This window comes from Bacillus sp. D48C (assembly GCF_053345735.1).
In genome coordinates this window covers 459,479-484,140 of sequence record NZ_JBKFAQ010000002.1, presented here as the reverse complement: position 1 = coordinate 484,140, position 24,662 = coordinate 459,479, and the positions used below count along the sequence as shown (strand labels likewise).

The 24,662-nt window shown below is 31.9% G+C and carries 17 protein-coding genes and 1 pseudogene; 17 read left to right on the top strand and 1 reads right to left on the bottom strand.

The window, feature by feature from the left end; all coding sequences use genetic code 11:
* Positions 1–141: 141 nt before the first annotated feature.
* The 7 genes from ACLBXA_RS07600 (at position 142) to ACLBXA_RS07570 (ending at position 7,902) form a co-directional block, all read left to right on the top strand.
* Positions 142–1,716: a spore germination protein gene (locus tag ACLBXA_RS07600; RefSeq protein ID WP_000119224.1), complete on the top strand. Its 1,575-nt coding sequence runs from the start codon at positions 142–144 to the stop codon at positions 1,714–1,716.
* Between the two features lie 26 nt (positions 1,717–1,742).
* The gene (locus ACLBXA_RS07595) at positions 1,743–2,834 is read left to right on the top strand and encodes a spore germination protein (RefSeq protein ID WP_000628928.1); all 1,092 of its coding nucleotides are present in this window, start codon (positions 1,743–1,745) and stop codon (positions 2,832–2,834) included.
* Positions 2,831–4,024, top strand: coding sequence for a Ger(x)C family spore germination protein (locus tag ACLBXA_RS07590; protein ID WP_000790795.1), 1,194 nt, complete (start codon positions 2,831–2,833; stop codon positions 4,022–4,024). The genes ACLBXA_RS07595 and ACLBXA_RS07590 overlap by 4 nt, the downstream gene beginning before the upstream one ends.
* 325 nt (positions 4,025–4,349) lie before the next feature.
* Positions 4,350–5,168 carry a pyrroline-5-carboxylate reductase gene (gene proC, locus ACLBXA_RS07585; RefSeq protein ID WP_001041290.1) on the top strand — a complete coding sequence of 273 codons (819 nt, stop codon included), beginning with the start codon at positions 4,350–4,352 and terminating at the stop codon, positions 5,166–5,168.
* A 133-nt stretch (positions 5,169–5,301) separates the two neighbouring features.
* Positions 5,302–6,717: an amino acid permease gene (locus ACLBXA_RS07580; protein ID WP_098900423.1), complete on the top strand. Its 1,416-nt coding sequence runs from the start codon at positions 5,302–5,304 to the stop codon at positions 6,715–6,717.
* 165 nt (positions 6,718–6,882) lie between these two features.
* Positions 6,883–7,524 (top strand): excinuclease ABC subunit C, encoded by a 642-nt coding sequence (locus ACLBXA_RS07575; protein ID WP_001292159.1) that lies wholly within the window; start codon positions 6,883–6,885, stop codon positions 7,522–7,524.
* 198 nt (positions 7,525–7,722) lie between these two features.
* The gene (locus tag ACLBXA_RS07570; protein ID WP_042598237.1) at positions 7,723–7,902 is read left to right on the top strand and encodes a small, acid-soluble spore protein, alpha/beta type; all 180 of its coding nucleotides are present in this window, start codon (positions 7,723–7,725) and stop codon (positions 7,900–7,902) included.
* A gap of 798 nt (positions 7,903–8,700) precedes the next feature.
* Here ACLBXA_RS07570 and ACLBXA_RS07565 read toward each other — a convergent pair.
* On the bottom strand, positions 8,701–8,829 hold the full coding sequence (locus ACLBXA_RS07565; protein ID WP_003281887.1) for a hypothetical protein: 129 nt from the start codon (positions 8,827–8,829) through the stop codon (positions 8,701–8,703).
* 429 nt (positions 8,830–9,258) lie between these two features.
* Here ACLBXA_RS07565 and ACLBXA_RS07560 point away from each other — a divergent pair, with 429 nt between their 5' ends.
* The 10 genes and pseudogenes from ACLBXA_RS07560 (at position 9,259) to ACLBXA_RS07515 (ending at position 24,345) form a co-directional block, all read left to right on the top strand.
* On the top strand, positions 9,259–10,488 hold the full coding sequence (locus ACLBXA_RS07560; protein WP_001097907.1) for a helix-turn-helix domain-containing protein: 1,230 nt from the start codon (positions 9,259–9,261) through the stop codon (positions 10,486–10,488).
* Positions 10,489–11,668: 1,180 nt separating this feature from the next.
* Positions 11,669–12,988 (top strand): hemolytic enterotoxin HBL lytic component L2, encoded by a 1,320-nt coding sequence (gene hblC, locus ACLBXA_RS07555; RefSeq protein WP_000850235.1) that lies wholly within the window; start codon positions 11,669–11,671, stop codon positions 12,986–12,988.
* A 61-nt stretch (positions 12,989–13,049) separates the two neighbouring features.
* Positions 13,050–14,270, top strand: a complete 1,221-nt coding sequence (hblD, locus tag ACLBXA_RS07550) for a hemolytic enterotoxin HBL lytic component L1 (protein ID WP_000714435.1) — start codon at positions 13,050–13,052, stop codon at positions 14,268–14,270.
* 36 nt (positions 14,271–14,306) lie between these two features.
* Complete coding sequence (hblA, locus tag ACLBXA_RS07545; protein ID WP_000591972.1) at positions 14,307–15,434, top strand: hemolysin BL binding component B; 1,128 nt, start codon at positions 14,307–14,309, stop codon at positions 15,432–15,434.
* Positions 15,435–15,808: 374 nt separating this feature from the next.
* On the top strand, positions 15,809–17,209 hold the full coding sequence (hblB, locus tag ACLBXA_RS07540) for a hemolysin BL regulatory component HblB (protein WP_000976159.1): 1,401 nt from the start codon (positions 15,809–15,811) through the stop codon (positions 17,207–17,209).
* Positions 17,210–17,229: 20 nt separating this feature from the next.
* Positions 17,230–17,457 (top strand): annotated as a pseudogene (locus ACLBXA_RS07535) (hypothetical protein); the annotation flags it as partial.
* A 431-nt stretch (positions 17,458–17,888) separates the two neighbouring features.
* Positions 17,889–20,294: a PAS domain S-box protein gene (locus tag ACLBXA_RS07530; RefSeq protein ID WP_000584302.1), complete on the top strand. Its 2,406-nt coding sequence runs from the start codon at positions 17,889–17,891 to the stop codon at positions 20,292–20,294.
* Positions 20,295–20,660: 366 nt separating this feature from the next.
* Entirely contained in the window at positions 20,661–22,160 is a 1,500-nt protein-coding gene (locus ACLBXA_RS07525; protein ID WP_000802307.1) for a spore germination protein, read from the top strand.
* Between the two features lie 20 nt (positions 22,161–22,180).
* On the top strand, positions 22,181–23,263 hold the full coding sequence (locus ACLBXA_RS07520) for a GerAB/ArcD/ProY family transporter (protein ID WP_000809703.1): 1,083 nt from the start codon (positions 22,181–22,183) through the stop codon (positions 23,261–23,263).
* Positions 23,264–23,265: 2 nt separating this feature from the next.
* Positions 23,266–24,345: a Ger(x)C family spore germination protein gene (locus tag ACLBXA_RS07515; protein ID WP_000832875.1), complete on the top strand. Its 1,080-nt coding sequence runs from the start codon at positions 23,266–23,268 to the stop codon at positions 24,343–24,345.
* The last annotated feature ends 317 nt before the right edge of the window (positions 24,346–24,662 follow it).

The following is a 24,662-nucleotide window of genomic DNA, read 5'->3' as shown; positions in this document are numbered from 1 at the left end:
GGTGATAAAAATGTGGAACATAATTACTTCTTATCTTCCAGATTGGAAAGTCTTTGTACAAGCTTTTATCTTGTTTTTAATTCCGTATACTATCTCAAGAGTTTTTCATTGGGTTCGTATGTCAGAGAAAGAGTGGGAAGAATGAGTTGGTGGAAGTCAAGAGACAAACAAGTGAAAAAAAATAATATTCAAAGTAAAACGAAACAAGAGCATAAACCTTCTCAAAATGCAATCGTTCATTTCACAAATGATTTTGCCTCTAACTTAGAACTTATAAAGCAACAAATCGGACATAATTCTGATGTTCGCTTTCGGAAGTTTAATATTGGACGCACAGATATTCAGGCTGGGATCGTTTTTGTTGATGGCCTATCAGATAAAGAGATAATTGACAAACATATTATGAAATTACTAATGGATGATTTTTCTGATGAATATAAAAATGAAACTTCTTATGTGGAGGGGACTGTTTCAAAAGAATATATTAAAAATAAAGTTCTTACAATTAGTGAAGTAGCAGAAGTCCATTACATAAAAGATTTAATACCCAAAGTATTGATAGGTTCAACAGCTCTTTTAATTGATGGTTTAGCAGATGTGTTTATTCTTGGTACAACAAAAGCAAATAAACGAAACATTGAAGAACCAGTATCGGAGGCATTAGTCAGAGGGCCACGGGTCGGTTTTACTGAAGTATTAAGTGATAATACCTCACTTTTGCGACGACATTGTGCGGATGAGAGCTTATCATTAGTAAAGCTACCAGTAGGAGAACGTGCAAAGAAAGAGTTAGTTGTCGCATTTATTAGAGATCTTGCTAGTACAGAATTGGTGGATGAAGTAAAAAACAGAATTCAGAAAATTGACATAGACAGTGTACTCGAATCTGGTTATATAGAGCAACTCATTGAAGATAATTATCTAAGTCCTTTTCCACAGATTCAAAATACAGAACGACCTGATCGTGTTATTAGTGCTTTAATGGAAGGTCGAGTAGCTATTTTGTTAGATGGAACACCATTTGTTTTAATTGCTCCAGTTACATTTAGTATGCTGCTGCAATCACCAGAAGATTATTATGAAAGGTGGCTTCCTGGTACGCTTCTCCGCTTATTACGCTTCATGACAGCTTTTGTTTCATTATTTGCTCCAGCACTGTATATTTCTTTTATTTCATTTCATCCAGGATTAATTCCCACTAAGCTCGCTATTTCTATTATCGGATCGCGAGAAGGAGTTCCTTTTCCCGCTTTAATAGAAGCGTTAATTATGGAAGTAGCTATCGAAGTTTTGCGAGAAGCAGGTTTACGTCTGCCTAAACCGATTGGACCTGCAATGGGAATTGTGGGCGGTTTAATAATTGGTCAAGCTGCCGTAGAAGCAGGAATTGTTAGTCCAATAATGGTTATCGTTGTTGCGGTAACAGCTATTTCTTCTTTTACTATTCCACAATATAGTGTAGGAATTACGTTACGCATTCTTCGTTTTGTAGCTATGTTTTGTGCTGCGATATTTGGTTTGTATGGAGTTATTCTCTTCTTTCTTTTACTTTGCAGTCATTTAGTGAAACTGAAAAGTTTTGGCGTTCCTTATACCAGTCCTGCTGTTCCATATCGATTCAGTGACTGGAAAGATTTTATGGTTCGCATGCCATTAAAAATAATGAGACGTCGACCAAAAATAATGCATACCCAAAAAAATATCCGCAAAAGGTAGCTGATGACGAAAGGAAGTGGCCTTCAGTGATTACTAAACTTAAAGACCGAATAACAACTTCACAGGCAGTTGTTATTATTGTAAATTACATACTTGGGACAGGAATTCTCACTCTGCCTAGAGCATCTGTGGAAAAAGTGAAAACACCAGATGTATGGATAAGTGTGATATTAGGTGGAATACTGGCAATGGTTTCAGGAGTAATTATGGTCAAATTAAGTCAGCAGTTTCCAGAAAAAACATTTTACCAATACAGTCAAGATATTGTAGGGAAATGGATAGGCAGGTTGCTTAGTTTTCTTATTATAGGGTATTTTCTTACAACTTCAGCATTTCAAATTCGTTCAATGGCAGAAGTAATAAGCTTTTTTTTGCTCGAAGGAACCCCCACATGGGCTATTGTTATGCCTTTTATGTGGATAGGTCTCTATTTGATTATGAGTGGTATTAATTCAATTGCACGGATGTTTGAAATAATATTTCCTATTACTGTTTTTATTTTTTTAATCATTTCCTTTATGAGCATCGGAATATTCGAGATAGATAATCTCCGTCCCGTATTAGGTTTGGGAATTAAACCAGTATTAGATGGGATAAAAACAACGTCTCTCGCATATACAGGTCCTGAAATTATGTTAATTCTTTTGGTATTTATGGAACAACGAAATAAAGCAGTAAAAGCTATTTTAGTTGGAATTTCTATTCCGTTAATCTTTTATGTAATAACTGTTGTAATGGTCATTGGTGCATTATCAATTGATGGGGTTGTAACAAGAACATGGCCGACAATTGACCTTATGCGCAGTTTTGAAATTTCTGGATTGATATTTGAACGTTTTGAATCTTTACTGCTTGTAATATGGATTATGCAAATATTTGCTACCTATACGATTAGTTATTATGCAGCTGCATTAGGATTAGCGCAACTCTTTAAAAAGAGTATTCATCCGTTTATTTTTGCTTTGATTCCAATCATTTACATCATTGCTATGACTTCGAAAAATATAAATGACTTGCTTAAATTGGGGGATATGCTCGGTAATGCTGCTTTATTTTTATTTGGTTTACTGCCACTGCTTCTTCTTATTATTACGCGATTAAAAGGAGGAGTAGTGTGAAAAATAAATTTAATTATATGCGGTTCTATTTTGCTTTGTTATGGACGCTTTTGCTTCTGTTTTTAACAGGATGTTGGAGCAGTAAAGAAGTAGAAGAGTTGAGTTTAACTGCAGGTATAGCACTAGATAAAGGGAAGAATTCAACAATTGAGAAAGAAGATGAGGAAGGAGGTTATCCTAAAAGAAATCTTATAACAGCTACTTATCAAATTGTTAGTTCGCAAGCACAAAGTAAAGGAAATGGACAACAAAAACGTTATATTAATGTTTCTGAGACAGGTGATTCCATTCATCAAATTGTTCGTGAGTTTTCATTGAAAAGAGAGAGCACAATGTTCAGCCCACATTTAAAAAACATTGTTATTAGTGATAGTCTTGTACGTACATACAGTTTAGAACAATTACTTGAACAGTATCTCCGTGACAATGAAGTTCGGCTTAGCTGTATGCTCTTAATTAGCAAGGGGCTAGCGAAGGAGGTACTGGAATCAAACAAAAAAGGAGAAATTCCAGCATTTCGTTTGTCTGGAATTGCAGATAATAGAAATAGAACAACAAGGATTTTACCTCCTGTATCGCTCGCTAAATTGGAAGGAAAGATGCGGTCAGGGTCCAGTTTTCTTTTGCAAAATGTAATCTCGATAAAAGGGGAAACAAAATTTGCAGGAGCTGCTGTAATTAAAGGGAAGACAAAAAAGTTGATGGGCTTTTTAAATGAACAGGAATTGGAAGGAGTAGTATGGATAAACGGAAAAAGGAATGGTGGTGTGGTAAAAACTTTTGATAAAGAATCAAAGAAACTCATTATATACGAAATAAAGTCAATAAAAAGCAAAATCATACCACATGTTAACGGAAATAATATTTCCTTTGATGTAAACATTGAATCAGAAGGGCGTTTGTCTGAAAATTGGATGCAATCAGGAAAAGATTTTGAAAATGAATTTTTAAAAAAGGAAGAAAAAGCTATTGAAAAAGAAGTAAAGCACTTAGTACATCATGTTACAAAAAAAATACAAAAAGAATATCAAGTCGATATTGCGGGTTTTGGCAACCAATTAAGAATTAAACACCCGAGAACATGGGAGAAAGTCAAAAAAGATTGGGATCAAACATTTAGTAAAGTACCGATTAAATATCATATAAATGTAACTATACAAGATTATGGAGCGTCAAGTTTAAAACGATGAGATACCTTAATTGAAATTATATTTGAATCAAAACAAAAAGTTATAAAAGTTTTAATTTGAAAATTTTTGTAACTTTTTGTTTTTTTTATGTCCTTCTTATTATAGATTAAAGAAATGATTTTATCCCGCTATTTGCCGGGCAGTAAGACTCACACCTCAAAATTCAGCGAAAGCAAAGAAGTTATTAGAGGTATATGTAAGCTCTATATAGGAAGGAGAATTTTGAAATTCTATTGATAAACCAAGTAATTGTAATAGCCCTTATTTAGAATAATAATTTCAAAATCAATAAAATTTAGAGTAGAAGGAGCAAGAGCAAATTATTATGAATAAACAAATAGGTTTTATCGGATGTGGAAACATGGGTATTGCTATGATAGGTGGGATGATTAAAAAAAATATAGTTTCTCCAGATCAAATAATTTGTTCAGATTTAAATGTCATTAATTTAAAAAATGCTAGTAATGAATATGGCATAACTATAACTACTAACAACAATGAAGTCGCTAACAGCGCTGACATTTTAATTTTATCAATCAAACCAGATTTATACTCATCGGTAATTAACCAAATAAAAGATCAAATAAAAAATGATGTAATCGTTGTAACTATTGCTGCAGGAAAAAGTATTAAGAGCACTGAGAATGAATTTGGTAGAAAGTTGAAAGTTGTTAGAGTAATGCCTAATACACCGGCACTTGTTGGAGAAGGAATGTCTGCGTTATGTTTTAATGAAATGGTTACAGAAAAAGATATAAAAGAGGTACTGAACATATTTAATATTTTCGGCCAGACGGAGGTCATAAATGAAAAACTAATGGATGTTGTTACATCTATTAGTGGTTCTTCTCCAGCATATGTGTATATGTTTATAGAAGCCATGGCAGATGCTGCTGTACTTGGCGGTATGCCGAGAAAACAAGCTTATAAATTTGCGGCTCAGGCTGTATTAGGTTCTGCAAAAATGGTATTGGAAACAGGAATACATCCAGGTGAATTGAAGGATATGGTTTGTTCTCCAGGTGGAACGACGATAGAAGCTGTAGTAACGCTAGAAGAAAAAGGTTTAAGAACAGCTATCATTTCAGCTATGAAACGTTGTACGCAAAAATCTATGGAAATGTCTAGTTTAACTAGTAAGTGAGAAGCGAATTTATATAATATTTCAAATCTATTTAATGTAAAAGAAATATTATGAGGCTAGTTAATAACTAAGTAAATTTATATACAACACTAACGAGAAGAATAAACCTTATTTTAAAGGGGATACAGAAAATATGAGTAATTTACTAAAAAAGAAATCCGTTACACAATTGTTAGAGCATAATCAAAGCAAGACTTTAACGAAAACATTAGGAGCATTTGATTTAATTATGTTAGGGGTAGGCTCGATAGTTGGAACGGGGGTTCTTGTGTTAACTGGATTAGTAGCAGCAAGAGATGCTGGTCCAGCAGTTATTTTTTCATTTGTACTTGCAGCAATTATATGCGGATTTATAGCATTATGTTACGCAGAAATTGCTTCCACACTCCCGGCGTCTGGTAGTGTATATACGTACTCATATGCAACAATTGGTGAGTTTGTTGCTCATCTAGTAGGTTGGTCATTGCTGTTAATATATATTGTGGCAACAGCGGCTGTCGCTGCTGGATGGACAGGCTATTTCCACAATTTAATAAAAGGATTTGGATTAGAGATACCTAAAGCTCTAGTAACGATCCCTTCACATGGTGGTATTGTGAATCTACCAGCAGTAATCATTACATTGATATTAGCATGGATGTTATCCCGTGGTACGAGGGAAAGTAAACGAATCAATAATATAATGGTATTGATTAAAATTGGTATGATTTTGTTGTTTATTACAGTTGGTATATTCTATGTAAAACCAATGAACTGGATACCAATTGCACCATACGGTTTAAGTGGGGTTTTTACGGGGGGAGCAGCTATTTTATTCGCTTTCACAGGTTTTGATATATTAGCAACTTCAGCAGAAGAAGTAAAAGATCCGAAGCGTAATCTTCCCATCGGTATTATTGCATCATTAATCATATGTACAATTATTTATGTTATCGTATGCCTTGTTATAACAGGAATGGTTTCCTATAAAGAATTAAATGTCCCTGAGGCAATGGCTTATGTAATGGAAGTGGTAGGACAAGGAAAAGTCGCTGGTGCAATTGCTGCAGGTGCTGTAATTGGCCTTATGGCTGTTATTTTTTCCAATATGTATGCAGCAACACGAGTATTCTTTGCAATGAGTCGTGATGGATTGTTACCGAAATCATTTGCGAAAGTTAATAAGAAAACTGGAGCACCCACTTTTATAACTGGATTGGCAGGAATAGGGAGCTCTATAATAGCTGGGTTTATTGATTTGAAAGAATTAGTTAATTTAGTTAATATCGGTAGTTTGGTGACGTTTGCGTTAGTTTGTCTATCAGTTATTATTCTACGTAAATCACACCCAAATTTAAAACGTGGATTTATGGTACCTTTTGTACCTGTATTACCATGCGTTGCAATTGTATGCTGTGTGTTTTTAATGCTAAATTTACCGTTAAGGACATGGGTGTACTTTAGTATTTGGATTACTATTGGGGTAGTAATATATTTCCTTTATTCGATAAAACACAGTAATTTAAATGAGGAAACGATCTCGAAATTACATGATAAAATTGCGAGATAATAACGATAGAAAATTTTATTAATAATCATATTGATAGTTGAGTAACATAGAAACAGTTTTTTGACATTTAGCAAGAGATAAAATAAGAGATGTTAGGGCAGCTAAGTACTTTTTTAGAAACCTTGCTTGTTTTTTACGATTTAAAACTGCTAAGGAGAGAGAAGTATGAGTGAATTGCATTTTATGAGTATAGAAGAATTGGATAATAAATTGAAAAAATCTGACAGTGGTATTTATTTCATTAAAGATTATAATGACAATATTATTTATGTAGGCAAGGCTTTTAGTATAAAAAGTAGAGTATTAGCTCATTTTAATAGTTATTCCAATATTGAGGAATATGTACATTTATTTAATAAAGTAGCGTATCTCATTGAAGATAGTTTGTTAAAACGCTCATTGTTACAAGTTACTTATATGATTAAATATAAACCAGTATTAAACAAAGAAGTACAAAAAGAATTCCCAGAGTTGTATACTCAATACATTAAGCAGACAAATAAAAAATCTATGTTGTTAGAAATTGATGAAGCTAAAGAAAAAGGGGAGGAGTTAAAGAATAAATTAGTAAAATTAGTGGGTGGAAAAACTATGTTTTATGACATAATTTCTCTGTTAAACAATGGATATAACTATCATGTTCTCGCAAAAGTATTGAGCATAGAACTTCAAACTTTAATTATAATAAAAGAACACCGAAATAAATTCCCGATACCACATAATTATAAGAGGACAATAAAACATCAAGATATAATGTATGCTTTATCTGGAAAAAAGAATTTAAGTACTTCAAGGTTAAACACTTAACTTTAAAATAGTAAATTCGTTGCTTTTGTAGCTTTTATTGTTATATTGAAATGTAATGTACATTTGTGTTTCAAATTTAATTGGTGGAATAAGGGGAGGGAAAGGGTTCCTATAAAAATACTGGAAGAAATTAGGTCGCTTATGCATAAATAGCATAAGTAGGCACATGTTATTTATAAATATATTGGAAGTGCAATTATAAATATTCAAAGATACGAAAGTAATACAAAGGAAATTCTTATTTCTGCTACTACAAGTACTATTGAGCAAATGAAGTATGAAATTGCTTTTGAACTAAGAGTCACACTGGGACCTGATACATCACATCATCTGCAAATGGTTCGGATCGGTGGAGAGTTTACAAAACGCTTAGTTTGAATGGCTGAAAAACAGTTAACAGGTCAATACAGATTACACTAAGAAAATAATCCGTATATATACGGATTATTTTTCCTTTAATTTACAAAAAAATAAATTTCGAAATTGAAAAAACCTCTCAGATTCCTTTGTAATAATCTTTTTTAGTTGTGTTAATGACATAGGTATCGAAAGGTGATAAATTCGATACGAACGATGTATGATCCCTTAAAAGGGTTTTGGTGTTATTTATAATTTTAATTCCATAATACTTAAGCCGATATAATAAAATGTTTTATGTCTAAATTGATATAAAGTAATGATTATTAAGTGATATTTCTTTTTTTATAGAATAAGTAAAAACTGATACTGTAGTAATTACTGTTTTGAGATCAATTTACTGTGTACCTTAATTATTGAAGTTTTTTGTTGATTAACAACTATTGTGTTTGGAAATTAATAATAAGTTTATCCCGCTATTTGCCGGGCAGTAAGACCCCCACCTCAAAATTCAGCGGAAGCAAAGAAGTTAGGTGGGGGATCAACTGTCTGTAAAATCCCGATTTGTGTGGGCTAATAATCAGTGGGGGATGAACAAAACCCCCACTGATTAAAGTTTCACTTTATGTGATGCGGTAATAAAACTAGCTATTTTGCTATTCTTAGTATTTGTAAAGTCTATATATTTTTCCCTCTTTTGTGGAAAGTAAAACTAATGTTACGACCAGTAATATAGTGTCATTTTTTGAATATTCCATTCGTTTTTTATTTTTATTTTTATTTTTAGTTGATGAAAAGACCTTTCTCTCAATTAAATGTTTAATTGAGCACTTGAATTTCCTCCACCTTGTACTTTTCAAAACATAGTGTTTCAAAAATAGCCGTATCGCTTTCCTCTTTTTCCGATTTCACGACTTCTTTATTATCTTTTTCTAAAATTTGGAGCAAAATAGTTTTTCAGTTTCATATTTAAATTAGCAGTATTTATTTTTTGAATTCAATTTGTATAAATGATTGAATTGGAACTTTGACTGTTATTTCTTGCGGTGGTACAGTATCTCCTGTTACTTTCGTTTTATTTGTAATATTTTTCTATCTCGGTCCTCGCATTGACTATCACTGTATTTTGTAGTGCTTCACTGTTTTCTCAAGTTCAATAATTATATCTTGTAGAATTAAGAAAAGAACTTAGCTTATTTCGTTTACTTATCTACTCTGATATTTAGATGCTAACTACAATTAAATAATATATGATTTTTATAAAAAAGATATAGTAATATTTTGTTGTGAATTGTACTAATTTGATATTTTATAGTATTATTTGTCGTGAATTATATCTAACAGAATATATTTTATGGATCTATAAAGGAGAATGTAATGAATACTTCTATCGATATACAACACTTGTGTGATCTTGCACATAAAGCATTTAATGCCCCTGTACATATTTTATCTGCAGACAGAAAAATTTTATATCATTCTACATCTGATAATGTTTGTAGTCCTTTTTATTCTTCAAAAGAAGAACATCTTAGTGATATTTATCAAGAAAACGATCCCTTTAACTTGCCACTTTTCCGAAGTAACAACTATCTTGAAAATTTTGTTCTAATTCATATAGAAAATCATGATGATATTAAAGGGACTATTATAATCGGTCCTACTATACATCCAAAAGATTCAGATGATATGATCATAAAATTTCAGAAAGAATTTAAATCAAATGATAACATTCAAGAAAGACTTGCCTATTATCAGTGTTTATCTGAGATTAAAAAAACTACATTAATTGATATGGGAATTTTATTACATTACATGATTTTCAATGAAAAGTTAGATGTAGATATTGTCTTGGAAAAAAATAAAGTACTAGAGGAAATTCCTAATAAAAATGTGAAACCTGATTTATATATTTTAAAACGTCGACAAAACAAACCTAAAACGCACAATATGTCATTAGTAAATGATTTCTTTTCGACTATTAAAGAAGGGAATAAAAAAAAGTTAATACAGTATATGTATGCGGTTTCGCAAGAAGATGTTGAACTTATGCTAATAGAGGATCCGCTCAGGAATCAAAAAAACCTTGGAATTATTGCGATTACCTTAGCCACTCGATATGCAATAGAAGGAAACCTGCCACCAGATATTGCTTTTGCTCATAGTATTTTATATATACAAACCCTGGAACAATTAGATAATGTAGAATCTGTAAAGCGATTGTCAGGGGATGCTTTACGTACTTTTGCAGATCGTGTGAAAGAATACAATGCAAAAAAGTATTCTTACGCGGTTACTACATGTATAAAACATATTAATAAAAATGTTTACGATGGAATATCTCTGAATGAACTTGCTAATCATTTAGAAATTACGCCTACTTATCTGTCTAAACTATTTAAAAAAGAAATGGGAATTACTTTAAGCGAATATATTCAAAGGGAACGAGTGGAAGAAGCAAAGAAATTATTAACACTCACTACTTATTCGTTATCAGATATCTGTGCTTGGCTTAACTTTAATGACCAAAGTTATTTTATAAGAGTTTTCAAAAAAATCACTAGCATGACCCCTAGGCAGTACCGTGAAAAATATACAATAATATAAGTTTGTTATCTACTGTCTCCAATGTAAAGACTTAAACATGGGTGTAAGTATCCCAAAAAATGAAAATTCACTAACCATTATTTTGCTAAAGGAAACAAAAAGATAGAAGGCTGCAAAGTGTTCCAAGGAAGCTTTGCAGCTTTTTTGTAATTTAAAACCTATGTTTATAACGATGATAAGTTTATAGACTAATATCTTCATATTATATATTTATTAATAATGATATTAGGATATTTCGTAAAAAAATCAATAATATAACATATATTACTAAATATATCTACATTTTATGCAATTATACATAACTAAATAAAGGTAAAAAAGTATAAAAAAACCTATTATATTATTCTATAAGTATTTTTTCTAAAATAAAATTTCTTGGTTGAGCTAAAATAGTTATTTTTAACCGTATACACATTAATTTGTAATCATTACAATTACAGAAATGAAATTTACGAATAACTATATTTATATAATTTTTTTCGGTTCATATTTTTATTTAACAGTAAATTATCGAGCGTAATCGACAAAATTTTTCTATTTACGCATTAAAAATTTAATGTTTTAATGAACAACATAACTGGTATGACCAGACAGAAAGGAGAAGGTTACGCTAATAGGAATTATAGTGAAGTTATAAGTAACATTATGTCTTTAATAATTTTCTAAATAGTCAATTTATTTACAAGAGGTCAAGAATCAAATTGGTAATAAACGTGTTCTAAGTTTCTGCATAACAAAAGTGAAGTTATTCCGCAATAAAAGTATAAGCAATGTACAGTATAATTTCACCTTTTGTTGTCTACTAAGGAGTTTGCTGACAAAACTAAGAGGGATATTATCAAATTGAAATTAAACAATGTTATGACAAGATTAACTGTAAGCATTGGTTTATTGATCCTCACGATTCTGTAAGTTAAACCGCAACTTTAGGAAAGAATTAATAATTTACTACTCATAAGGTGCCTGATTCAAATATAGTTAATAAATTTTTGTTATTTATATTTAAAAAAATAGAGTATCGAAATGAGAGATAAATAAAATCCTTACATCCTATTAGAAGTAAAAAACAACGATATTAACGTATCTGAAAGATTTCTCCTTCTTATCCAGTTTACAAAGAGAGCGGTCGTACAAGTTATATGAATTAAGTTATAAAAACAATGGTAAAGGAGTGTACGGAATGAAAACTAAAATAATGACAGGATTATTAGTCACATCCATTGTAACTGGAGCAACTATTCCTATCAATACTCTCGCAACACCAATCGTTCAAGCGGAAACTCAACAGGAAGGCATGGATATTTCCTCTTCATTACGAAAATTAGGTGCGCAATCTAAATTAATCCAAACGTATATTGATCAATCTTTAATGAGTCCTAATGTACAGCTAGAGGAAGTCCCAGCTTTAAATACCAATCAATTCCTAATCAAACAAGATATGAAGGAATGGTCATCGGAACTCTATCCACAGTTAATTCTATTAAATTCAAAAAGTAAAGGATTTGTAACAAAATTTAATAGTTATTACCCGACATTAAAATCGTTTGTAGACAATAAAGAAGATAGAGAAGGATTTTCGGATAGACTTGAAGTACTTCAAGAAATGGCTATGACGAATCAAGAAAATGCGCAACGACAAATCAATGAATTAACAGATCTTAAATTACAGCTTGATAAAAAATTAAAAGATTTTGATACTAATGTGGCAACTGCGCAAGGCATACTAAGTACAGATGGAACAGGAAAAATAGATCAGTTAAAAAATGAAATATTAAATACCAAAAAAGCAATTCAAAATGATTTACAGCAAATTGCATTAATACCAGGAGCTTTAAATGAGCAGGGATTTGCTATATTCAAAGAAGTTTATAGTCTTTCAAAAGAAATTATTGAACCAGCTGCTCAAGCAGGGGTGGCAGCGTATAACAAAGGAAAAGAAATTAACAACTCTATTCTAGAAGCGGAGAAAAAAGCGGCGCAAGAAGCGACAGAACAAGGTAAAACTGCTCTAGAGATTGAATCAGCAAAAAAAGCAGCTCGTGAAGCAATTGAGAAAAGCAAACAAGGTGAAATAGCAGCCGCAGCCGCAGCAAAAACACAAGAGTATGACCTGATGAAGGTCATTGATACCGAAAAGATTAAGAAAACATTTGGCGTTTTTGCTGAAGTAAATAAATTAACAGCAGAACAGCGAGCATATTTAGATGATTTAGAGAAACAAAATCAAAAAATATATGATTTAACAACGAAACTATCAATAGCTGATTTACAAAAATCAATGCTTCTTCTTACACAAAATGATTTGCATACGTTTGCAAATCAAGTAGATGTAGAACTGGATCTACTAAAGCGCTATAAAGAAGATTTAAATCTAATAAAAAATAGCATTACAAAATTATCTACTAATGTTGATACAACTAACGAGCAGTCTCAAAAAGATACATTAAGACAATTAAAAAATGTAATAAGTTACCTTGAAGAACAAGTATATAAATTTTAATATTGCGTTTTTAGGGAATTCATACAGATTATAAGCATTTAGCGAAAGAAGGAGAATAGTCATGAAAAAATTTCCATTCAAAGTACTAACTTTAGCTACATTAGCAACTGTTATAACTGCTACTACCGGTAACACTATTCATGCATTTGCACAAGAAACGACCGCTCAAGAACAAAAAGTAGGCAATTATGCATTAGGCCCCGAAGGACTGAAGAAAGCATTAGCTGAAACAGGGTCTCATATTCTAGTAATGGATTTATACGCAAAAACAATGATTAAGCAACCAAATGTAAATTTATCTAATATCGATTTAGGCTCAGAGGGGGGAGAGTTGCTCAAAAATATTCACCTTAATCAAGAGCTGTCACGAATCAATGCGAATTACTGGTTAGATACAGCGAAGCCACAGATTCAAAAAACTGCTCGTAATATTGTAAATTACGATGAACAATTTCAAAATTATTACGACACATTAGTAGAAACTGTACAAAAGAAAGATAAGGCAGGTCTAAAAGAGGGTATAAATGATTTAATTACTACAATCAATACAAATTCAAAAGAAGTTACAGATGTGATTAAGATGCTACAAGACTTCAAAGGGAAACTATATCAAAATTCTACAGATTTTAAAAATAATGTTGGTGGTCCAGATGGGAAAGGTGGATTAACTGCAATATTAGCAGGTCAACAGGCAACGATTCCACAACTTCAAGCTGAAATTGAGCAACTTCGTTCTACTCAGAAAAAACATTTTGATGATGTATTAGCATGGTCAATTGGTGGTGGATTGGGAGCAGCTATTTTAGTTATTGCAGCTATTGGAGGAGCGGTAGTTATTGTTGTAACTGGCGGTACAGCAACACCGGCTGTTGTTGGTGGACTCTCGGCTCTTGGTGCAGCTGGTATCGGTCTAGGAACTGCGGCTGGTGTCACAGCATCTAAGCATATGGACTCCTATAATGAAATTTCTAACAAAATCGGAGAATTAAGTATGAAAGCAGATCGTGCTAATCAAGCAGTTCTTTCGCTTACTAACGCGAAAGAAACATTGGCATATTTATATCAGACTGTAGATCAAGCGATATTGTCTCTAACAAATATTCAAAAGCAATGGAATACAATGGGCGCAAATTATACAGATTTACTGGATAATATCGATTCTATGCAAGACCACAAATTCTCTTTAATACCAGATGATTTAAAAGCCGCTAAAGAAAGTTGGAATGATATTCATAAAGATGCAGAATTCATTTCAAAAGATATTGCTTTTAAACAGGAGTAGAACTGAAATTTAAAACCTAAATTGGAGGAAAATGAAATGATAAAAAAAATCCCTTATAAATTACTCGCTGTATCGACGCTATTAACTATTACAACTGCTAATGTAGTTTCACCAGTAACAACTTTTGCAAGTGAAATTGAACAAACGAACAATGGAGATACGGCTCTTTCTGCAAATGAAGCGAGAATGAAAGAGACCTTGCAAAAGGCTGGATTATTTGCAAAATCTATGAATGCCTATTCTTATATGTTAATTAAGAATCCTGATGTGAATTTTGAGGGAATTACCATTAATGGATATGTAGATTTACCTGGTAGAATCGTACAAGATCAAAAGAATGCAAGGGCACATGCTGTTACTTGGGATACGAAAGTAAAAAAACAGCTTTTAGATACATTGAATGGTATTGTTGAATACGATACAACATTTGACAATTATTATGAAACAATGGTAGAAGCGATTAATACAGGGGATGGAGAAACTTTAAAAGAAGGGATTACAGATTTGCGAGGTGAAATTCAACAAAATCAAAAGTATGCACAACAACTAATAGAAGAATTAACTAAATTAAGAGACTCTATTGGACATGATGTTAGAGCTTTTGGAAGTAATAAAGAGCTCTTGCAGTCAATTTTAAAAAATCAAGGTGCAGATGTTGATGCCGATCAAAAGCGTCTAGAAGAAGTATTAGGATCAGTAAACTATTATAAACAATTAGAATCTGATGGGTTTAATGTAATGAAGGGTGCTATTTTGGGTCTACCAATAATTGGCGGTATTATAGTGGGAGTAGCAAGGGATAATTTAGGTAAGTTAGAGCCTTTATTAGCAGAATTACGTCAGACTGTGGATTATAAAGTAACCTTAAATCGTGTAGTTGGAGTTGCTTACAGTAATATTAATGAAATGCACAAGGCGCTTGATGATGCTATTAACGCTCTTACTTATATGTCCACGCAGTGGCATGATTTAGATTCTCAATATTCGGGCGTTCTAGGGCATATTGAGAATGCAGCTCAAAAAGCCGATCAAAATAAATTTAAATTCTTAAAACCTAATTTAAATGCAGCGAAAGACAGTTGGAAAACATTACGAACAGATGCTGTTACATTAAAAGAAGGAATAAAGGAATTAAAAGTGGAAACTGTTACTCCACAAAAATAGGGAAATATTAATTCTGCGTAAAGTGAACTAAAACATAGAAAGTCTATGATTACACTGTTAAACAGAAAAGTAATAATTAATAAATCCTTATATAACAGAAAGGCGGAGTCTCATTAAAGACTTCGCCTTTCAATTATATATAAGTATGATTCGAATAAAAAATAACCTTGTAGTTTAATTGCTTTTTTAAAATTTGCAACAGAATCGGTTAATTTGAAGCAGATTATATACATTTTCTTTAATACTTAATGATTTGAAGGCTGCTAAAGAAAGTTCAAACGATACTGATAAAAGATGTAGAACTCATTTTGAAAGACATCGCTTTTTAATAAGATTAGAACTTGAAACCATACCTTATATAGGAGGAATACGAAATGATGAAAAAAATCCCTAATAAACTACTCGCTGTATCAGCGTTTTTAACTATAACAACTACTTATGCAGTCATACCACTAGAAACTTTTGCGATTGAAATTGAACAAACGAACAATGAAAATATATCTCTTTCAGCAAATGAAGAACAGATGAAAAAAGCTTTGCAAGATGCTGGTTTATTTGCAAAAGCTATGAATGAATATTCTTATTTGCTAATTAATAATCCAGATGTGAGTTTTGAAGGAATAACTATTAATGGAAATGCAGATTTACCTAGTAAAATTGTACAAGATCAAAAGAATGCAAGAGCACATGCTGTTACATGGAATACACAAGTGAAAAAACAGCTTTTTGATACATTGACAGGCATTATAGAATACGATACAAAATTTGAAAATTATTATGAAACATTAGTAGAGGCGATCAATAATGGAAATGGAGATACTTTAAAAAAAGGGATTACAGATTTACAGGGAGGAATTCAACAAAATCAAAAGTCTGCAAAAGCATTAATAGAAGAATTAATTCAATTAAAAAATGCTATTGGAGAAGATGTTAGAACATTTGGAAGTCATAAAGAGACATTGCAATCGATTTTAAAAAACCAAGGTGCTGATGTGGAGGCTGACCAAAAGCGTCTAGAGGACCTTTTAGGACAAGTAAAATATCAGAAAGACATAGAATCTAAGGGGTTAGACATGGTAAAAATCCCCTTTATTCCAACCTTGATTGCTGGTGGCATAATGATAGGTGATGCAAGAGGTAAGTTAGGTTGGCTAGAACCTGAATTAGCAAAATTGCGTCAGACTGTAGATTATAAAATAACATTGAATCGTGTAGTTGGAGTTGCATTTCATAATATTAGTGATATGCATAGTACGCTTGATAGTGCTATCACTGCTCTTACTTATATGTCTACGCAATGGGAGGATTTAGATTCTCAATATTCGGGTGTACTGGGACATATTGATAAAGCTGATCAAAAAGCTGATCAAAATAAATATAAATTCTTAACCCCTAGCTTGAATGCAGCGAAAAACAGTTGGAAAACATTAAAAACAGATGTTGTCACTTTGCAAGAAGGGATAAAAATTGCAGAGAAAAAAGAACAGGATTTTTTGAATCAGCTTCGTCCATCAAACGTTTTCTACTTTTATAAAAAAATTCATAACGCATACACTTTTGAAATAAAGACTGGAACAAATGCGCCAAATGCGTCTTATAAAGTTATGAATTTAACTAAAAACACTGTTCATAATATGTGGAGTGGAGGGGCTAATACTAACATGTGGGCTGATTGGCTTTCATTCAATCCAAATGATGAATTTGCGGTAGTAGCAGTAGTGGATGGTAAAGAATATGTTGTGTATAAAGACAAAGTACAAAATATAATGAACTGAATCTGAAAGTAACGAAGTAATTGGAGCTGGAGAATAAACTAGACACCAAGTTAATTGAAAAATCTCCTTATATCCTAGAATATTTTGCTCAAGAAAAAGAATTTGTTCAGCGAAAAAGTAAATATTGAACCAAGGAGTTAGTTGTATTATGTGTATGGTTTTACCGAAAGGTTTCAAGTACATTACTCATACAATTATGTAGTTATCCTGAAGCATCTACAGGTGTTCTTATCGACCTTGAAGAACTACTTAGCTTCCTAAGTGGAGTGACTTTATGCAAAATTAAGTGAACGTTTTTGTACATAGATTAGTTGACATTTATATAGATTTTTTCCATTTTCAAAGATAGTTTTGTTTTTTTATGTTATTTTTCAAAAATTACTGTTGAAGTTTCTATATTCATGACTCAGCATATAATCATTGTTTGATGAAATGACATACCACGTCCCTTAGAGTTTCATACGTATTACGATAACTTAAAGAAAAAAGATAATAGTAGTCAACGGTTACTATTATCTTTTTTGAACTATTTTTCATTAAAATATCTCATCTGCTGTGCTCCTTATTTACTTTTCCAGATTTTATCCTAGTTTAAAATTTATGCATTTGAACTGTTTATACAATTTGTAGGATTTTTAGCTTTTTTGTCGAATACACTTAATGCAAGGAGGGACATTACATGATTATTAAAGATTATTTCATCAACCTTTCTATTTTTTCTTTATTAGTTAGCGCAGCAATATTTATTCAAGTGTTTACAATTAATTCTAGTCGATATTTCGAAAAGCTCTATGGAGGGATTATTGCAGTTACGTTAATGTTCTTTTCTTTTCCATACATGGGATTTTCTTACGATCTTCGAGTTGTTCCTCTTATTCTATCTTTTATTTACTTTGGTCGTATTGCTGGTTGGATTACGTTAATTAGCATAATTGTAATGCGTATCTTTTACACAGGAGGGTACTGGGAACCTCCTGTGATTGCTTATTTAGGTATGGGGATTCTATTTTCTACCTTTAAAACTTATTTTAAAAAACTACATCCTTTTAAAAGTGCATCGTTATATTTTTCTGTTTTTATTGGAATAAAGTGGTTAGTTGGCGTATTATTTAATACTACATTACTTTACACAGGAGGCTTATTATATATAGCGTTAGGACTTTTAATTGGGCTATTTCTTATGGAAGCCTACCAGAGATTGTATTATTTAACACAGGACTTATCTAAAATGAATCGAGAATTAAAAAAATCGAAGCAAGAACTTGCAGATACCGTACATGAGCTTCAAGGAGGAATTTTTAAATTTAAAAAAGTGGGTAAGCACTTTATACACACTTTATGTGATGGACAGTTTTATTATCAAAACGGATTTTATTCTGAACAGGTGGTAGGAAAAAGCTTACGTACTATTGATGCTTCTATTGTTCCTCCACATTTAGTTCCACAATTGATGAAGTACTATCTTCAGGCATGGGAAGGAAAAGAAATTATATTTGAATTACCTTGGCCAAATGATAAAACTATTATTCTTATTGCGCTTAGGCCGATTAAACGAAATGGACAAGTTATTGAAGTTGTTGGTTCTACAGTTGATATAACCGAAAGGAAAAAGGTAGAATCAGAATTAAGCGCTACCAAAGAATTATTGGAATCATTTATAAAGCACAATCTAGATGCTATTACCATTTCTGATCGAGAAGGGCATATTTTACAAGCGAATAAAGCTTATGAAAAGATATTTGGGTGGTCATCACAAGAAATCATAGGTAAGAGATTACCTTGTGTACCAGATTTTTTAATGGAAGAATCGCTTAAAAATATTCAGAAAATTCTAACAGGCGAATCTGTGGTTACTAGATTAGAAACTGTTAGACAAAGGAGCGATGGGAGTCTTCTTGATGTCAGTCTGACAGTTTCTCCTATACTAGATGTAAGAGGAAATGTGATAGCTTTATCAGCAATATGTAGAGACATCTCTGAAAGAAAACAAGCAGAAAGAGAACGACATCGATTACACCAGCAATTAAGAGATAGTGAAATGAAGTACCGTGCACTAATTGAACAAGCAACTGATGCGGTATATGTAGTAGAGCTGAATGAAGATAATGCTCCAAGTCGATTTATTGAGGTAAACCCTGTTGGGTGTAGAAGATTTGGATATAGTAGAGAAGAGTTGCTCTCATTATCATTTTCAAATATAGTACCACAAGATTCTCAAATGATCGTAAGGCTATTAGAAAAAATTAAAAAGGGACAAACTTCCTTCACTTTGCAAGATGAATATGTTTTTCCAACAGGAAAAGTAATAACAGCTGAGTTTAGTGTTCGTGTTTTTAACTTAAATGGTAAAAAGGTTTTCCTAAGTATTTCTCGTGATATCACTGAACGGCTAAAAACAGAAGAATTATTACGAAAATCTGAAAAACTTGCTGTTGTAGGACAATTAGCGACTGCAATGGCTCATGAGATTAATAATCCATTAACTGCAATGAAAGGGTTCATGCAATTACTAAAATCAACAGAAAATGAGAATAATCAGGGTTATATTAATATAGTATCATCAGAGATTGAGCGTATAGAGAGCATAACAACTGAATTTATGGCGGTAGCCAAACCACAGGTGGTAAAAATACAACCTAATGATATTAGTTTGCTAATGGATCAAGTTTTAATGCTACTACAACCTCAAGCAATGATGCATAATATAAAATTTAGAATCGATCTTAACCCTGGTATTCCATTGATTTCATGTGAAGGAAATCAATTAAAACAAGTATTTGTTAATATATTAAAAAATGCAATTGAATCTATGCCGATGGGAGGGGAAATTCTGATTCAAATAAATATACTTGATAATAATCAAGTAAGAATTCGTTTTATCGATCAAGGGTGCGGGATTCCAAAAGAACGTATACCATACCTTGGAGAACCTTTTTATAGTATTAAAGAAGAGGGGATTGGCTTAGGGTTAATGATCTGTTATAAAATCATTGAAACACATCAGGGAAAGGTATTTATTGAGAGTGAAGTGAATAAGGGGACTACAGTTGAAGTCACTCTCCCTATTTGTACACTTCAAAATTAATATATTCTTTTACTGAAATTTTTAAAGAAACCATACAGAATGTAATGCTAATGTTACTTAATGAAATAATAAAGAGAAGAACACTGGTAAATTTACCCTATAGAATAGACAATTGAAAAAGCTTGTTATAAAAACATCCTTTCTTTAGAACTAAAAGAAAGGATGTTTTTAATATTGTAATTATGCTCGAAAACATTTCTTATTTTTACTTTTAATACATTTTTTAACTAATTTTGGTTAAGTTATTTTCAAAGGCGTTATTATTAATTCAATAAGTATATTTACATATCACCATCCCTAATTTTAAAAATAGCAATTTCCTGAAAACTATATATAGTTTCTTTCTGAAAGGAAGGGTATTATCAATTGAAACCACATGAAAGAATATCTGTTTACTCTATAGAATCTTTGCAGGATTTAATGAAATTACTAAAAAAATCTAAAGATTTTATAACGTTGGAAATTGCTTCTAATAATTCCTCTATAGTCATTTCATATTTTAGAACATTAATCGATGTAAATATATTTCATGAAGAGGTTTTGACTTATATAAAAGAGAAGAGCTTCGATTCATTACAAGATATTCACTCTGTCTTACCTTTTGAGAATTCAAAAATAACAAATCAAATGGAAGATATTCAGGATAGTATTTTAAATGGCTATATACTGATTCAGTTCGATACAGATAAATTAAATTGTTTGTTAGTAAATGTGTCAAAGAAAGAAAAAAGGGATATTACAAAAGCCGAAATTGAATACAATATTGTGGGTCCGCAAATCGCATTTGTCGAAGATTTAGATGTAAATTTAAATTTAGTACGTAGAAAGCTTCCAACACCTTATTTACAAATGAAAGAATTGAAAGTAGGATCTCTCTCTAACACAACTGTTGCGATTGTATTTATTGAGGGAATTGTAAATGATCAAAATCTACAAGAAATTATAAAAAGGGTAAGTCAAATAAAAACAGACCATGTTTTGGATAGTACTTATTTGATGCAGTTAATTGCAGACAACCCGAATTCTATATTCCCTCAATTTTTGAATACAGAACGTCCGGACCGTGTGGCAGCTGTATTAGCAGAAGGGAAAATTGCACTTTTTGTAGATGGCTCGCCTTATGCTATCACTCTTCCAACAACATTAATTGACTTTTTTTCTACGACAGAAGATTACACCATGCCTTGGATTATTTCCTCCTTTTTTCGACTGCTAAGGCTTTTTGCTTTTATTTTTTCTGTCTTAACAACTCCATTATATGTTGCAATTTTAACATATCATTACGAGCTAATTCCGAGAGAACTTCTTGAAACGTTAATCATATCGAGAAGTAAAGTACCTTTTCCTCCAGTTATTGAAGCACTTTTTTTAGAAATAACGATTGAATTACTGAGAGAAGCGGGGGCACGTTTACCAACTAAAGTGGGTCTAACTGTCGGTATAGTAGGTGGTATTGTAATTGGACAGGCATCGGTAGAGGCAAGTCTTACAAGTAATGTACTTATTATCATTGTTGCACTTTCAGCCCTTAGCTCATTTACAGCACCAATATATCGAATTGGTAATACAATTCGAGTAATTCGTTTTCCTTTTATAATCGCCGCACACCTGTTGGGTTTATTAGGAATTGTTTTAACAAGCTCTTTGCTTTTAGCACGTTTATTACGTACAGAATCATTAAGACGTCCTTATTTGTTTCCTTTTTATCCTACACGCCTTACAGATTGGAAAGACAGTATTGTACGTATGCCGATTTCAGCGATGTTTCGACGTCCTATTTTTTCAAGGTCTAAACAGCGTTTTCGCTTTAATCCAGAAGAGGTAGAGAAAAATAAAATACTATCAAGAAATGATTTTGATGATTGAATTTAACAGGGAGGAGCATTATGAAACAGATCCCAATTGAGTATCAAGTCTCTCCATATATGGTATTTTTTTTAATTATTACTATACAGATGGGGGTTGGTATGCTTGGTTTTGAAAGGATTAGTGCAAAATTAGTTGGAAATGATGCGTGGATTAGCACGCTACTTTTTGGAATATCTGTCAATCTTATGATTTGGATCATATATCAGATTTTAAATCAGGGTAATGGAGACATCATTGCAATCAATCAAAACGTACTTGGAAAATGGATTGGTGGAATATTCAACTTCATTTTTTTATCCTATATTGTATTGTTAGGTGCAACAACACTACATACTTATATCGAAGTAGTACATGTTTGGATGTTTCCTTCTATTTCATCTTGGGTTATAGCTGGGGCTTTTTTGGGTTTATGCTATTACATTGTTACTGGAGGATTTCGTGTAGTTGCCGGAATCGGTTTCTTTGGAATCGTTATCCCAAGCATTCTAATCTTCACATTTTTTTATCCTTTGCAGTATGCAGATTTCCGAAATTTATTTCCAATTGCACAGCATTCATTCCTAGAAATTATGAAAGGAATGAAAGGAAATATGTTTAGTTTTTTTGGATTTGAAATGTTATTGCTGTACTACCCATTTATTAAAAAGGCAAAAACGTCTCAAAAATATGCGCACTATGCAAATTTAGTAACGACTATTGTCTACACATACCTTATGATTTTAACTCTTGCGTTTTTTAGTGAAAAACAACTAGCGAGTGCGATATGGGCATATTTAAGCATGATTAAAATTATACAATTTCCCTTTATAGAGCGGTTTGAATACATTATTGTTTCTGTTTGGGCTTTTTTTATATTACCCAATGTTTCCTTTACATTATGGGGAGTAAGTCGTGGTATAAAAGAGGCACTGGGAATAAAGCAAAAATATGTTTTGCCAGTTATCATCCTATTCATCTTTGTTTTATCATTTTTCTTGAATAACCGTAATAAAATTAACTTATTAAATACTTGGACAGGTCAAATGGGCTTTATATATATATATGTATACCTACCTGTACTATGGCTAATTCAAACCGCCAAAATAAAGTTAAGGAGATAAACATGAAGCGATGGATACTTTTCCTTATAGTAAGTGTCTTCTTAATAGGTTGTGCTAAAACGAAAATTGTGGATGACATTGACTTAGTTCAAGTTGCGGCATATGATACCGAAGCAAAAGGTAAGCTAAAAGGAACCTTTGCGATTTCAGCTTATAAAGGAGGCGGGGAAGGTGAAACGAAAATCTATTCAGCATCAGGCCAGACTGGTAGAGAAGTTCTTGCAAGAGCATCCGAAAAATCTTCTGGACCTCTAGAGTTGGGGCAATTGCGTGTTATTATATTTAATGAAAAAATAATTGAAAAGGGAATGCAGGAAATTTTAGAGACTTTGAATCGAAATCCTAGTGTAGGAAATGCAATTTATTTAGCAATTACAAATGTAAAAGGGGAATCACTATTAAAGGGGAACTATTCTGAAGAAAAAGAAATTGCTTCCTATCTATCCTCTTTACTGGAGCAAAATATAGATAATGGAACGCAGCCAAAAACAAATTTTTTTATGTTTTTAAACCAACTTAATGATGATGCGAGAGATTCATATTTACCGATAATATCTAAAAAAGGTAATGTGTTGGAGTTAGATGGAATAGCACTTTTTAAAAGATGTAAAATGGTTGATAAAGTAAACCCTAAAGATTTATTTGTATTTAAATTGTTGACAGATAATTTTAAACAAGGTACATACCAATTCAAACTACCTGGTTCCCCAAATACTTACGCCACGATAGAGAATATAAAAGCTAGAACAAAATATAAGATGGAGGGGAATAGTAAGCATCCATTCGTAAATGCTCATATTCAAGTTAAAGCTGAAATTCAAGAATTTACAAAAACAAAAAATCTAGATAATCCTAAAGAAATAAAAAAATTAGAAAAAATTATGGAAAAAGAAATAGAGAAAAAAGCAACTACATTGATAAAGAGATTTATTAAAAAAGACACAGATCCTATAGGACTTAGAAAGCTTGGTAGAACTCACGTAAGAAAATGGAACAGTCAAGAATGGGAAGAATCCTATAAACAATTACGTTTTCGTGTAACAGCTGATGTAAAAGTAACCCAATCTGGTGTTACAGAATAAATCAAATAAGATATGGGGAATTTTAATGAAAAAATATAGTCTCGCAGGAGATTAGGGAGAAGAGAAACGATTAACAAAGAATTTCATAAACATTAAGATGCTTTGTTAATCGTTTTTATACCTGTAGCTTTATCACTTATAGTAATCATAATTATAATAAAAGAACACCGAAACAAATTCCCGATACCACATAATTATAAGAGGACAATAAAGCATCAAGATATAATGTATGCTTTGTCTGGAAAAAAGAATTAAGTACTTCAAAGTTAAACACTTAACTTTAAAGTAGTTGTAGCACTTCAACTAGACTGTGCCCC

Coding starts and splice junctions, on each gene's coding strand:
- ACLBXA_RS07600 (WP_000119224.1), top strand. CDS start 142: ATGAGTTGGTGGAAGTCAAGAGACAAACAAGTGAAAAAAAATAATATT.
- proC (WP_001041290.1), top strand. CDS start 4,350: ATGAATAAACAAATAGGTTTTATCGGATGTGGAAACATGGGTATTGCT.
- ACLBXA_RS07580 (WP_098900423.1), top strand. CDS start 5,302: ATGAGTAATTTACTAAAAAAGAAATCCGTTACACAATTGTTAGAGCAT.
- ACLBXA_RS07575 (WP_001292159.1), top strand. CDS start 6,883: ATGAGTGAATTGCATTTTATGAGTATAGAAGAATTGGATAATAAATTG.
- ACLBXA_RS07560 (WP_001097907.1), top strand. CDS start 9,259: ATGAATACTTCTATCGATATACAACACTTGTGTGATCTTGCACATAAA.
- hblC (WP_000850235.1), top strand. CDS start 11,669: ATGAAAACTAAAATAATGACAGGATTATTAGTCACATCCATTGTAACT.
- hblD (WP_000714435.1), top strand. CDS start 13,050: ATGAAAAAATTTCCATTCAAAGTACTAACTTTAGCTACATTAGCAACT.
- hblA (WP_000591972.1), top strand. CDS start 14,307: ATGATAAAAAAAATCCCTTATAAATTACTCGCTGTATCGACGCTATTA.
- hblB (WP_000976159.1), top strand. CDS start 15,809: ATGATGAAAAAAATCCCTAATAAACTACTCGCTGTATCAGCGTTTTTA.
- ACLBXA_RS07530 (WP_000584302.1), top strand. CDS start 17,889: ATGATTATTAAAGATTATTTCATCAACCTTTCTATTTTTTCTTTATTA.
- ACLBXA_RS07520 (WP_000809703.1), top strand. CDS start 22,181: ATGAAACAGATCCCAATTGAGTATCAAGTCTCTCCATATATGGTATTT.
- ACLBXA_RS07515 (WP_000832875.1), top strand. CDS start 23,266: ATGAAGCGATGGATACTTTTCCTTATAGTAAGTGTCTTCTTAATAGGT.